Origin of the sequence: Helicobacter sp. CLO-3 (genome assembly GCF_001854545.1) — a bacterium.
GTDB lineage: Bacteria > Campylobacterota > Campylobacteria > Campylobacterales > Helicobacteraceae > Helicobacter_B.
The window spans coordinates 14,054-26,766 of record NZ_MLQN01000018.1 but is presented as its reverse complement, the minus strand read 5'-3'; the positions used below and the strand labels follow the sequence as shown (position 1 = coordinate 26,766).

The 12,713-nt window shown below is 47.0% G+C and carries 13 protein-coding genes and 1 pseudogene; 10 read left to right on the top strand and 4 right to left on the bottom strand.

Annotated elements, in window-relative coordinates; translation table 11 throughout:
• Nucleotides 1-349: 349 nt before the first annotated feature.
• The 10 genes and pseudogenes from BKN38_RS11915 to hisG all read left to right on the top strand — a co-directional run.
• A pseudogene (locus tag BKN38_RS11915) lies at nt 350-898 on the top strand (DUF3943 domain-containing protein); the annotation flags it as partial.
• Nucleotides 899-1,178: 280 nt separating this feature from the next.
• Nucleotides 1,179-1,784, top strand: coding sequence for a GTP cyclohydrolase II (gene ribA, locus BKN38_RS05930; RefSeq protein WP_066455177.1), 606 nt, complete (start codon nt 1,179-1,181; stop codon nt 1,782-1,784).
• Nucleotides 1,785-1,885: 101 nt separating this feature from the next.
• A complete protein-coding gene (locus BKN38_RS10645; protein WP_066455131.1) occupies nt 1,886-3,508 on the top strand; it encodes a DUF354 domain-containing protein in 1,623 nt (540 codons plus the stop codon).
• A 47-nt stretch (nt 3,509-3,555) separates the two neighbouring features.
• A complete protein-coding gene (gene greA, locus BKN38_RS05920) occupies nt 3,556-4,038 on the top strand; it encodes a transcription elongation factor GreA (protein WP_066455133.1) in 483 nt (160 codons plus the stop codon).
• Between the two features lie 120 nt (nt 4,039-4,158).
• Nucleotides 4,159-4,596, top strand: a complete 438-nt coding sequence (dut, locus tag BKN38_RS05915) for a dUTP diphosphatase (protein ID WP_066455136.1) — start codon at nt 4,159-4,161, stop codon at nt 4,594-4,596.
• Between the two features lie 3 nt (nt 4,597-4,599).
• Nucleotides 4,600-4,752 (top strand): hypothetical protein, encoded by a 153-nt coding sequence (locus BKN38_RS11100; protein ID WP_156528174.1) that lies wholly within the window; start codon nt 4,600-4,602, stop codon nt 4,750-4,752.
• On the top strand, nt 4,722-5,504 hold the full coding sequence (locus BKN38_RS05910) for a hypothetical protein (protein WP_066455148.1): 783 nt from the start codon (nt 4,722-4,724) through the stop codon (nt 5,502-5,504). Before BKN38_RS11100 ends, BKN38_RS05910 begins: the two co-directional genes overlap by 31 nt.
• Before the next feature lie 45 nt (nt 5,505-5,549).
• Entirely contained in the window at nt 5,550-7,049 is a 1,500-nt protein-coding gene (locus tag BKN38_RS05905; RefSeq protein WP_143000221.1) for a hypothetical protein, read from the top strand.
• The gene (locus tag BKN38_RS05900; protein WP_066455158.1) at nt 7,049-7,708 is read left to right on the top strand and encodes a type III pantothenate kinase; all 660 of its coding nucleotides are present in this window, start codon (nt 7,049-7,051) and stop codon (nt 7,706-7,708) included. The genes BKN38_RS05905 and BKN38_RS05900 overlap by 1 nt, the downstream gene beginning before the upstream one ends.
• A 2-nt stretch (nt 7,709-7,710) precedes the next feature.
• Nucleotides 7,711-8,322: an ATP phosphoribosyltransferase gene (gene hisG / locus BKN38_RS05895; protein ID WP_066455160.1), complete on the top strand. Its 612-nt coding sequence runs from the start codon at nt 7,711-7,713 to the stop codon at nt 8,320-8,322.
• Between the two features lie 176 nt (nt 8,323-8,498).
• Here hisG and BKN38_RS05890 read toward each other — a convergent pair whose 3' ends face one another.
• From BKN38_RS05890 to glmS, 4 genes are all read right to left on the bottom strand, one after another.
• Nucleotides 8,499-9,521, bottom strand: a complete 1,023-nt coding sequence (locus BKN38_RS05890; RefSeq protein ID WP_066455163.1) for an alpha/beta fold hydrolase — start codon at nt 9,519-9,521, stop codon at nt 8,499-8,501.
• Between the two features lie 38 nt (nt 9,522-9,559).
• Nucleotides 9,560-9,700, bottom strand: a complete 141-nt coding sequence (locus tag BKN38_RS11095; RefSeq protein ID WP_156528177.1) for a hypothetical protein — start codon at nt 9,698-9,700, stop codon at nt 9,560-9,562.
• A 144-nt stretch (nt 9,701-9,844) separates the two neighbouring features.
• Nucleotides 9,845-10,759 (bottom strand): hypothetical protein, encoded by a 915-nt coding sequence (locus tag BKN38_RS05885; protein ID WP_066456522.1) that lies wholly within the window; start codon nt 10,757-10,759, stop codon nt 9,845-9,847.
• A 7-nt stretch (nt 10,760-10,766) separates the two neighbouring features.
• Complete coding sequence (gene glmS, locus BKN38_RS05880; protein ID WP_066456519.1) at nt 10,767-12,587, bottom strand: glutamine--fructose-6-phosphate transaminase (isomerizing); 1,821 nt, start codon at nt 12,585-12,587, stop codon at nt 10,767-10,769.
• Nucleotides 12,588-12,713: the final 126 nt, after the last annotated feature.

The following is a 12,713-nucleotide window of genomic DNA, read 5'->3' as shown; positions in this document are numbered from 1 at the left end:
CAAAGTGGATTTTGGAGTGGATTTTAATGGGGCGGATTTTGGCGGGGATTTTCACGCGTTAGATTTTAGCGTGGCGGATTCTGCTTTTGCTTTGGATTCTGGCAAGACAGATTCTGGCTCTGCTTTGGGTTTTTCCAAAATTTTAGATTCTGATGCGACTCCATTTTATCCCGCTTTTGAGTATAGATTTGCCAATGCTTCATCCGACAATACAGAATCTAGCAACGCAGAATCCAGCGCGCAAAAGTCCAGCCAAAAGTCCAGCCTAGATTCCAGCGCAAACTCCAGCCAAAACCTCGCCAAAACCCCCACACCCTTCTCGCTGCTAGAATCCAAACCGCCGCTTTATTACAAACCACACTCGCGCGGCGAGTATCTAGGCACGACGATTGGCTTGCTAAGTGGCGGCGTGGTGGTGGCGATCATCGGGCTATATCTCATGCCAGAATCCGTGACAAACTGGGATCGCTCGCGCTTTGGCTTCAATGTGTGGGTGCAGGATGTCAAAATTGGCCCCGTGCTAGATAATGACAACTTCATCCTAAATGGCATCTCGCATCCATATTTTGGCGCTGTGTATTATATGCAGCCGCGTGTGGCTGGGTATTCTTGGGCGGAGTCGGCACTTTTTTCTTTCATCACTTCGAGCATCTTTTGGGAGTATGGCATCGAGGCGTTTGTCGAGATCCCAAGCTGGCAGGATCTCATCTACACGCCTGCGATGGGCTCGATTTTTGGCGAGATTTTTTATCAGAGCACCAAATACATCCAAAACCACGAATACCGCCTGCTAAATTCCAAGATTTTGGGCTATACGATAGTGGCACTCATGGATCCTATAGGCGTCATCATGCGCGATTTGGGGCTAGCTAAGCTTGTGGGGATAGAAAACGCGCACGCACCCGCCCCGCGCGCGCAAAACATCGTAGAATCTAGCGCGCGAAGCAAAAACGCCAAAGCGCCCAAAAAACTTTTTACCTCTTATGTCACGCCGCTTGGCTTTGGGTTTGCCTTGAGATTCTAAAATACGCGCTTAATTTATCAAAAGGAGTTTTATGAAAGCAGAATCCAAAAATGTAAATAATGCGGATAATAGTGTCGCTAGTGTCGCTAAAAATGCCAACGCTGCCAAAAATGATGGCGCCGCTAGTGTCGCCAAAAATGCCAGCGCCGCCAAAATCGGCAATGTCGAGGTTTCAAACCAAGCCAAGCTTCCAACGAGATTTGGCGATTTTATCATACAATCTTTTCGCGAGCCAGCCGCGCTTCCGGGCGATAGTGAGTGCAAATGCGTGCTGGAGCATTTGGTGGTGATGACGCCAGATTTGAGCGAGGAGCCGCTGCTGCGCGTGCATTCTGAATGTTTGACAGGTGATGTGTTTGGCTCGCTGAAGTGCGATTGCGGCGGTGAGCTAGCACTTGCGATGGAGAAAATCGCAGAATCCAAAAAGGGCGGGATGCTAATCTATCTGCGCCAAGAGGGCAGGGGCATCGGACTTTTCAACAAAGTGAATGCCTACGCGCTGCAAGATAAAGGCTATGACACGGTCGAGGCAAATGAGGCGCTGGGTTTTAAAAGCGATGCGAGGGATTATAGCATAGTGGGTAAGATTATTGATTTTTATAGTATCAAAAGGGTAGCACTTCTCACAAACAATCCGCGCAAGATAAAAGCCATAAGCGAATATGTCGAAGTGTCGCGCGATAGTATCATCGTCAAAAGCAACTGCCATAATGAAAAATATCTCGCCACCAAAAAGGCAAAACTAGGGCATTTGCTGTAGGTTTGAGTTTGGCGGGCGTTGGTTTTGTGGCGCGGATTCTGGCGTATTTTGTCGCGCGTCGCGCTCATGCTAGAATCCAAAAGCAAAAATAAAGGGCAAAAATGAGAATCCTCGTAAGTGCGCTAGAGCCAAGCTCCAATCTGCATCTCATGGAAGTGCTACGCGCGCTAAATGGTATGCTAGAAAACGAAGCGCGCACGACTGGCAAAAACACAGAATCTAAAAACGCGGATTTGCAAAATATAGATTCTCGCGCGACTAATAAAATAGAATCCCAAAAATTAGATTCTATCATTGAAATCATCGGCGTGTTTGATGCGCCAATGCTCGCTAGCCTAAACCTCTCACGCGCGCAAATAGCAAAAGATAAGCAAGATTTGCTAGCCAAAAAGGCGATGCTAGAATCCGCACAAAAAAGCGGTATCATCGCGCTTGCGACATTTGCTCCTAAGGATTTTTCGGTGATGGGATTTAGCGCGATTTTGCGAAAAATCTCCTTTTTCTATCGCGCGCAAGCTAGGCTTTTGAGCCTCGCGTTGAGCGCGGATAAAGTCATGCTTATGGATTCTTCATCCTTCCATATACGCCTAGCGCGCAAAATCCGCCACGCGCAAGAATCCCAAAGCAAAAACGCGCGCAAAAATCAAACGCGAAATAAACAAGCGCAAAATAAACAAATGGGTGAGAATCCCAAAAAAGCGCAAATCATCTACTACATCCTACCGCAATTGTGGGCGTGGAAGCCTTGGCGCGCTAAGGAGATGGAGCGGTATTGCGATAAGCTGCTGGCGATTTTGCCTTTTGAGCTGGAGTGGTATAGCGAGCGCGCGCGGCAGAGCGGGCAGATCGCGTATGTGGGGCATCCCTTGCTAGATGAGCTAGATTTTTCAACCATTGATAAAAGAGTGCAAAATCTCACCAAAACCAGCGCGCTAGATTCTAGTAAAAGCGCAATGTTAAGCATAACGCAGAATCTAGCCACGCGCGAGAATCCAGCCACGCACCAAAATCTAGCGCAGAATCTAAATCAAACAATAGCGCAAACTACGCAGAATCCAAACGCAGACACCGCGCCACCAAGCCAAAATGTTTCGCCACAAAGCCAGCACTGCCCCGCGCCACCAAGCAAAAACACCGCGCAACCCCCTTGCATCATCTTTATGCCCGGCAGTAGGCGGGGCGAGATAGCGCGGATTTTCCCGATATTTTGCGAAGTCGCGGAGAATCTAAAACACGCGCGCAAAATCCTAGTCATCCCAAGCATTTTCGCGCGCGAGAATCTAAAAGATATTTATGAAAATCAAAACACCGCCGGCGCGCTAGAAAAATTTGAGCTCTGCTTTGACACCAAAAGCGCGCTAGAAATGGCGGATTTTGGCTTCATCTGCTCTGGCACAGCCACACTTGAGGCAGCCCTTATGGGCGTGCCATTTGTGCTGGGGTATAAAAGCTCGCCGCTTGATTATTTCATCGCCAAACGCCTTGTGAGCCTGCGCTACATAGGACTTGCCAACATTTTCTACAATGCGCTAAATGGCGAAAAAGCCGGGCGCGGGGATTCTCAAATGCATCAAGAACTCATCCAAGAAAAAATGAGCGCGCAAAACCTCCTAGATGCGTATCACAACGCCAACGCGCTAGAATCCCACGCCAATGCGCGCAAACTTCGCGCATATCTCAAACATGGAAGCGCGCTAAATGTCGCAAATATATTAAGGGATTAAGCGAATTTTGGTATCATTTGGGTTTTATTTAAAGCAATGGAGAAACAATGGAGCCAATCAGTCAATATGGATATGACAAACTAAGCGCGGAGCTAAAACACATAAGAGAAGTCGAGCGCCCAAATATCATCAAAGAAATCGATACCGCGCGCGAGCATGGGGATCTGAAAGAAAATGCAGAATATCATGCCGCCAAAGAAAGGCAGCTGTTTTTGGACGCGCGCATGAAAGATCTAAGCCAAATGCTAGCAAACGCGCAAGTGATCGACCCTGCAAAGCTCGATCATAGCAAAGTGAGCTTTGGTAGCACGGTGGAGATTATGGATCTGGATTCCGAGAAAAAAACCACTTACACTATCGTAGGCAGCGTAGAAAGCAACATCGACAAAGGGCTTATCTCTTATGGCTCTCCGATTGCCAAAGCACTCATGGGAAAAGAAGAGGGCGAAGAGGTCAGCATCTCACTGCCGCGCGGCGAGTGTGATTTTGAGATACTAAAAGTGTATTATAAGCCGATAGATTTTAGCTAGATAGACTTTGGCTAGTAGATTTTAGCTAAAATCTTGCGCTTTTAGATTCTTACTACGCGCGCGCATCACAAGGGCGACAATGGCAAAATAATAAACGCAAAACACAAAATAAGGGGCAAAATGCTAACACTAAAAATCCAAAAACTACATAGCGATGCGATAATCCCAGCATACCAAAGTGAGGGCGCTTCTGGGTTTGACCTGCACGCGCTAGAATCCGCACGCATAGGCGCGCATGAAAGAGGTGTGGTGCGCACAGGGCTTGCGGTGGAGGTGGAGCATGGCTATGAGCTGCAAGTGCGCCCTAGAAGCGGGCTAGCGCTGAAGCAGGGCATATCTGTGCTAAACACGCCCGGCACCATAGATAGCGACTATCGCGGCGAAGTGATGGTGATACTTATCAATCATTCTAGCGAGGATTTCATCATCCAAAAGGGCGATAGAATCGCGCAAGGCGTGATACAAAAAATCTATCAAGTGCGCTTTGAGGAAGTGGGCGAGCTAAGCAGCACAAAGCGCGGTGAAAAGGGCTTTGGCTCTAGTGGCATTGGCAAGTGATATTTGGCGGGCGTATGTAGGTGGATTCTGGGATTTTGCGCGGTGCTGGCGGCTGGCGCGCAGCTGGTGGCGAGCAAAAAGCGATTTGAAACGCGCGAGAATCTAAATAAAATAAAGGAGCAAAAATGGATACCAAAAAAGCAAGCGAGAATCTAAACGCTATCAGGCAGGAGTTTCAGCAAGATGAGAAAATCCTAGAAAATGCGTTTAGGCTGGAGCGACTTTTTCGCAAGTATAAATACTGGATTATCGCGGTGGTGGCGCTCATCGTGATATGGGGCGCGTATGCGATAATCTATGACACACTGCGCGAGAAAAAGGCGCAAGAAATAAGCGCGCTCTATGATGAGCTGGTGCAAAACCCAAATAATGAGGTGCTACGCAAATCCTTGCAAGAAAAAGCGCCCGAGCTTTATGATTTGTATGCATTGAAGCTTGCGCTAGAATCTAGCGAGCCAAGCGATGCACTGCGCGCGCTAAAAGACTCGCAAAACCCCATAGTAAAGCAAATCGCAGAGTATGAACTAGCTAGCATTGAGCGCAAGGGGCTAGAGGCGATAAAAGGCGCGTTTGGCGATTTTGCCAAGGTGCAAGAGGCGTATCTGCTGCTTTCAAGCGGGCAGATCCCACAAGCGCGCGCGATACTTACGGGCATAGGCGAGGATTCTGCGATGTTTGGCGTGGCTTCGCAGATGCGACATTTTGGGATAAAGGACTATCCGCTGGAATCTGATATGAAAATACAAGAAGTGCCGGCGGGCGCGGATTCTGGGGTGAAGGTGGATTCTGGAGCGAATGCTAAGGCTGGCGCGGATTCTGGTGTAGAATCTAAAAATGCGGATTCTAAAAATGTAGATTCTAGTGCGGGCTTAGATTCTGGTGCGGATGCTAGCAAAAATAAACAATAAGTGAAAACAATGATTGCAAACTTTGAGACAAAAAAACATTTGGCGATGAAAAAATATTTAGGCACAAAAAAATATTTAAGTGTAAAAAAATATTTGGGTGCGAAAGAATATTTAAGTGTGAAAAAGGCAGAATCTAGCTTTGGCGCTAGCGCGGATTTGGACGCAGAATCTAGCAAGATTTATGCCAGCAAGATTGAGAATGGCGCAATTAGCGCCAGCAATTTTGGCATTTACAAACCGGAATCTAGCGCAAAAAATCGCGCGAGTTTCATCACAAATGCCAGCATTATTTTTAGCAAAAATAGCCAAATTTTTATCACATTTTGTATTTTATTTTTTATCGCACTTTTTACCGGGTGCAATTCCAAAAAATACTACACCCCCAAAGAAATAACCTCGCAAATCATTTTCCACCAATCGCTAGATTCTGCGATAGACCACAATAACCGCTATGGCGCGACACTCAAAGATGGCAGCATCTTGACGCAAAATGGCATTTTGCCCGCCAGCAAAAATACGCAAAAATTTATCCCAAAAAATGCTAGATTTTTAAATGAATCCGGCGGATATTATATCTTTGCAAATGGCTGTGAAAGTGTGCTTTTGCTGCGCGCTAGTTTGCTGGATGAAGGCGTGTTTGATAGCGGCGTGTGTATGATAAAAGAGGAAAACACCGCGTGCGCGCAAGATGAGATAGAAGTGCCTATAAACTCTTGCGTCATCATGGCAAGCCTAAATAAAAATCTCCTAGCCACTATCTCAACAGATAATAGCATGAATATTTTTGATGTCAATGAAGTGGCAAATAAAAGCGCAAAAGATACAAGCGCGGATTCTAGCGCAGAATCCAAAGCGGGCGCAGAATCCACCGCAGATTCTGGCAAATCCGACTCGAACAAAACCGACTCCACAAAATCAGCAGACAAAACCCCGGCCACCCCGCGCTTCTCACAAAAAGGCTCCTCCGTCGTCGCGGTAAATGAGCTCATCGCAGCGCCCCTTTTCCTAGAATCTATCGTAGTTTTTCCAACCCTTGATGGCAGGCTTTTAGTCGTCAGCACCAAAGATTTCAGCGTGCAGCGAAATATCATCATCTCTAGCGATAAATTTTTCAACAACATCATCTACCTCGAAGGCGATGACACGCGCATTTTTGCCGCCACGCCCAAAAAGCTAATAAGCATAATCTCTGGCCAAGAGTTTAGCTACAGCGCGCAGATAAAAGATGTGCTTTTTTATGGTGGGTATATTTATGTCATCACACTAGATGGGAAGTTTGCACAGCTTAACCACACCTTGCGCGAGATAAACACCGAGAAATTCCCCTATGCTAGCCTAAATGGCATGGTAGTGGCGAACAACACCTTTTATACATTTGAAAAATTTGGCGGATTTATCATCGGTATCTCGCTTGATGATTTTTCATACAAAGTCTATCAAGCCCAAGATGCCTTTGGCAAAGTGGCGCAAAATAAGCTAAATTTTTATAGCAAAAATATTTTTTATTACAATAAATATTATTTCGACTTCGCTAGGTTTAGATAATGCTTTTGTGCGATATTGGCAACACACATCTGCACTTTTGGGAAAATGGTAAAATCCACCATGTGCTGCCAAAATCGCTGCATAAGCGGATGTTTGACGATGATGCGATATATTATATCAGCGTAAATCCGGCACATGAAAAGCTGCTAAACAAGGTGTTTAAAACCACTTACGACCTAGAATCTATCATCCACCTGCCTAGCGAGTATAAGGGGCTTGGCGTGGATAGGCGCGCGGCGTGCATTTGCGTGAATGATGGCGTGGTGGTGGATGTGGGGAGTGCTATCACCGTTGATGTGATGAGTGGGGGGAAGCATTGTGGCGGGTATATTTTGCCCGGACTCAATGAGTTTCTAAACGCATACGCCAGAATCTCGCCAGCGCTCAAATGTGGCATAAACTTCGGACTAGAGCCAAAAGAGCTGCCGCTAAACACCAAAGATGCCATAACCTATGGCATCCTAAAAAGCACGATTTTAACCATCCAAAACACCATAGGAAGCAAGAAGGCGTATTTCACCGGCGGCGATGGCAAATATTTAGCCAAGTTTTTCGCGCAAGCTATCTATGATGAGACGCTTGTATTTCGCGGTATGCGTATATCTATCGAGCGCGCGCTAGAAAAACACCGCCGACACAAAGCCATACAAGGAGAATAGCTGTGATAAAAATCGCATTGCCAAAAGGGCGCATAGCAAAAGAGACGCTGGCGGTGTTTTCAAGCGTTTTTGGCGAGGAATTTGTATTTGATGATAGGAAGCTTATCTTGCAAAAGGGCACGTTTTGCTTCATGCTCGTGCGCTCGCAAGATGTCGCCACTTATGTATATCATCAAGCTGCGGATATCGGCGTGGTGGGGCTTGATGTGCTAGAGGAGCAGCCGCTTAGTGTGATGCGACTTATGGATTTAGGCATCGGCAAATGCCGCGTCATCGTAGGCGAGCACCAAGAAAACCCCATCGACTACCTAAAGCCCAAAATCAAAATCGCCACCAAAATGCCAAACATCACGCTTAAGCATTTTTCGCAAAAAGCTATCCCTGTGGATGTTGTGAAGCTTTATGGCTCTATCGAGCTAGCACCACTTGTTGGGCTATCGGATGGGATTGTCGATATCGTAGAGACGGGTGATACTATGCGCCAAAACAACCTAGTCGAGGTAGAGACCATCCTGCACTCTAGCGCACATCTCATCTGCAACACCAACAGCTTCTACGCCAAAAAATCAGAAACGCTTGATCTCTGCACGCGCATACGCAAGCATCTGGGATGAGGCGCTGTCTTTTTGCAATCTTTGTGCCTCCTGATTTAGTTTTTTGCAAATCTTGATTATTGGGCTGTATTTTACCCTTATACATCTTTTTAGTGCAGCAATCTGCAGACAACCATTTTAGCAAATCAGTGAATATGATAATATTTATCCTGCACTCTTAAATTCTGCTATCTGGGCTATTGCAGCCCCTTTGCCTCAAGCCACAGCGCGATATCGGCCACCACCTGCGCTTTTATGGGTTCATTTAGTATCTCATGCCTAGCGCCCTGATAGAGCAAAATCCCCACATCATCAAAGCCCTGCGCCTCAAGATGCGCGCACGCCCTCTGCACGCCCACGCCAAAATGCCCGCTCGCATCGTCATTGCCGCTTACAAAAAGTATCGGAATATGCGGATTTTTGGGGCTTGGATACTCGCCATACACATCTTGCATCCCCAAAAACAGATTCAAAAAGCTCTCCATATCAAACATAAAGCTGCATTTTGGATCTGCCTTGTAAGCCTTAGCGACTTCTTTGTCCGAGCATAGCCAGCCCACGCCGCTCATCTCGCCATTTTTGCGAAACTTTTTCTCAAATCCGCCAAACAAAAGCTTAGTAAAAAACTTCTGCCCGAAAGTCTTCGCGCCAAAAAATCGCAGCATTTTGGCAAGCTTTATACCAAGCTCTAGGTTTGGATCTAGCGCTGGCGAGCCGCTTAGTACAAGCGCACTTAGCGCCTCACCATACATCGAGACATAGCGCCTTGAAAGCAGCGAACCCATAGAATGCCCCAAAAGCACCACCCGCGCGCCTTCATAGCGCTCTTTTAGCAAACAAGTGAGCTTGTAGAGATCATAGCTTGCGCGCGCGAAGCCATCCTCGCCCATGCTGCCAAGCGCGATGCCGCTGCTTTCATTCACACTCTCGCCATGCCCGCGATGATCGCTCACCGCCACGATATAGCCGCGCTTGGCAAACTCGCGCGCCACCCATTCATAGCGGTCTTTGTGCTCTATCATGCCATGTGCGATTTGGATGATTTTGGGCGTTTGGGCGGGCGCTTTGCTAGCTTGCGCGCTAGAATCTTTGCTCGCACTATCACTTGCATCATCAAGCGGCTCATACAAATCATAAGCCACATCGCCAAAATCTGATGCAAAGCGCAAGTTTTTGGAAACTTTTATCTCTCTTGCTTTTTGTGTATTTTGATTTTGCATGCCTCTCTCCTTTATTGTCGCCTCATTTTTTGCGTATTCTAGCGCGGGTTAGATTCTACAAAAATAAAATGCAAAAAATAAAGCGCAGAAAATGAGTATAAAGGCGCAAAATAAAAGCGCACCAAAATACCAGAATCTAAAAATCTTGGATTCTGGATTCTGCAAAATATAGAATCCACAAATCCAAAATACTAGAATCTAGATTCTAAAAAAAATCTAAAAAATCCAAAAATGTCAGAATCTAAAAATCTAAAATCCCAAAATCCAAATTCTCAAAAATCTAAAATCTAAATCCCGGAATCCAAAATCCTACAACCTAGATTCTAGGGTATTATAAAAATGTCGCCGCTGTCTTGCTTATCTAGCGCCTCTAGCCCAAAGCTCGCGCGCGCGGCGTATGGGTTTAGCGCTAGATTCTCATCCGCGCGGTTTTGCTCTCTTGCGATATGGTTGGCATAGAGATAGGATTTAAACCATTCCATAAGCCTAGCCGCGCTTGCAGCACTTAGGTGCAAAACTATCTTGCGCCTGCCTTCACTTAGCAAAAACATCGCAGAATCCGCGCGCTTTTGCGCCAAATACGCGCCTAGCTTGTATCCGATAGATGCCCCAGCAAGCACGCTAAAAAATGGCAAAAACATAAGGCAAACCACCCCAAATCCCTTAAATGGCAAATCAGCCTTTAGCATGACCACCACAAAAAAACAAAAAACAAAAAACGCCCATGGCAGCACATTTATCACGCTTGCGGCGCCTAAAGCACCCAATTTTTGTGGTGCTAATGCTTCTATATTGCCTAAATCCACGCCATAGAGCTTTTGCACCTTTTGCGCCAAAGCTTCATAATAGCGCCTTTTGGGCGCGAAGCTGCTATGCTTTATAATATGCATGATGACTATATGCTTTGCTGGTATGCAAAGCCTTGTCATGCCATATTTTAGGAAAATTTCATTAAAGCTGGATTCTGATGCCAAGCTAGATTCTAGTGCGCTTTTGGTGGGCGCATTTGCGGTGGGCTCGGTGATGCTTATAAGAAGATTATTTGCGCTATGCGCGTTAATCATCACAGCGATGCAAATAAGCAGTGCTATCACCATAAGCCACCACAAAAGCCCAGAAATCGCAACAAGCGCACTCCAAAACACAAACACGATAATCATCAGCGCGCCACCAAGCGCTATGCCAACGCGCGCACGATGCAAAGAAAAGCTAGAATCTATGGCGTGAAAATTATTCATGTGCGCCTTACTCCACCGTTACAGATTTTGCTAGATTGCGCGGCATATCCACATCATTGCCAAGCCTTATAGCGATTTCTAGCGAAAGCAGCTGGAGCGCCACCATCATCGCGAAAAACTCCTCCATATAGCTTTGCGCCTTTGTGATTTCTATCCAGTCATCCGCCAGCGCAAACTCATCTTGCGCGATGACGCATATCGTCGCATCGCGCGCGCTTAGCTCCTCGACATTAGAGGCGATTTTTTCATACAGCAGATGCTTTGGCACAAGGGCGATAGTGAAAAGATTGGCATCGACAAGCGCGATAGGACCATGCTTCATCTCCCCGCTCGCATAGCCTTCCGCGTGCAGATAGCTTATCTCTTTAAGCTTGAGCGCGCCTTCAAGTGCGAGCGGATAAAACACATCGCGCCCGATGAAGAAAAACCCATGCCCGTGCAAATACCGCTTGGAAAGCCGCTTGATGCGCTCATGCAACGCTGGATTTATTTTGGTCGCATTTATCGCAGCTATCATCGCGGCGCGCTCGCTGGCGATGCCTTTATTATCTATCACCTCGCGTTTGATACCCAAAAACACGCTCAAAATCCACAGCACCATCACCTGCGTGGCAAATGCTTTGGTGCTAGCCACGCCTTTTTCGATGCCCGCGCGCGTGAGTAGCACGCAGTCAGATTCTCGCACGATAGAGCTATTATCGACATTGCAAATCGCTAGCGTGCGTAAGCCCTGCGCTTTGGCAAGTTTGAGCGCTTCTAGCGTGTCTGCTGTCTCGCCGCTTTGGGAGATGACGATGAAAAGCTCATAAGGCAGCAAAATGGGCTTGGCATAGCGAAACTCGCTTGCTAGCACGACATTAGTCCGCATTTTTGCTTTGCGCTCTAGGAGGTATTTGCCAACCATCGCAGTGTGATAGCTCGTCCCGCACGCGCAAATCGTGATCTCACTGATGCCTTCAAGCAGGCTAGAATCTATCTCATCTAGCGTTATTGTGCTTTCATTCACACGCCCCATCATCGTCTCAAGCAGGACTTGCTCTTGCTCGTAAATCTCTTTTTCCATAAAATAGCGGAAGCCCTCTTTTTGCGCGAAGGATTTGGAATGTGAAAGCGTAGTTTTGGGCGCTAGCTTGTCAAAATCGCTAGAATCCCCCACCGCGCCATCTTCAAGATACACCACCTCATCTACAAGCCCGATAAGTGGCGCATCAGAGGAGGCAAAATAAATATCGCACGCGCTAGAATCTGCTTTGGATTCTGCGCCCCCTGCCACCTTTGGTTTGCCGATAATTAGCGGTGCACCCTTTTTGGCATAAAAGATCCTATCGGGTGCCACTTTTGTGATAAGTAGCGTCGCATACGCGCCTTGCAGCCTGCTAGCTGTCGCCTCCCACGCCGCACGCGCATCCTTGACACGCTTAAACTCCTGCTCGAAAAGATGCACGATGACTTCAGTATCTGTCTGGCTTATAAAGGTATGCCCTAGATTCTCTAGCTCGCTTTTTAGCTCTTTGTAGTTTTCGATGATCCCATTATGCACGACGAAGCTAAACTCGCCGGTATGAGGATGCGCGTTTATCTCTGTGGGCTTGCCATGCGTCGCCCAGCGCGTATGTGCGATACCAAGCCCAAAGCCACTTGAGCTAAAATCCCTCGTTTTATCGGCTAGATTTTTAAGCTTCCCGGTGGCCTTGAAAGAATACAGCGCATCATTTGAAAGCACCGCAAGCCCCGCAGAATCATAGCCTCTATATTCCAGCTCTTTTAGCCCATCTAGCAGAATCTGCTTTTTCTCGCCACTTCCGACATAGCCTACGATTCCACACATTTATACTCCTTTTAGATTCTAGTTTTTGGATTCTATGCGCGCTTTTGTGTTTGGCGCGTTTGCGTCTTTGCATTTTGCGTCACACGCACTCAAATAAGCGCAGTAAAGCCGATATTGTATAGTATT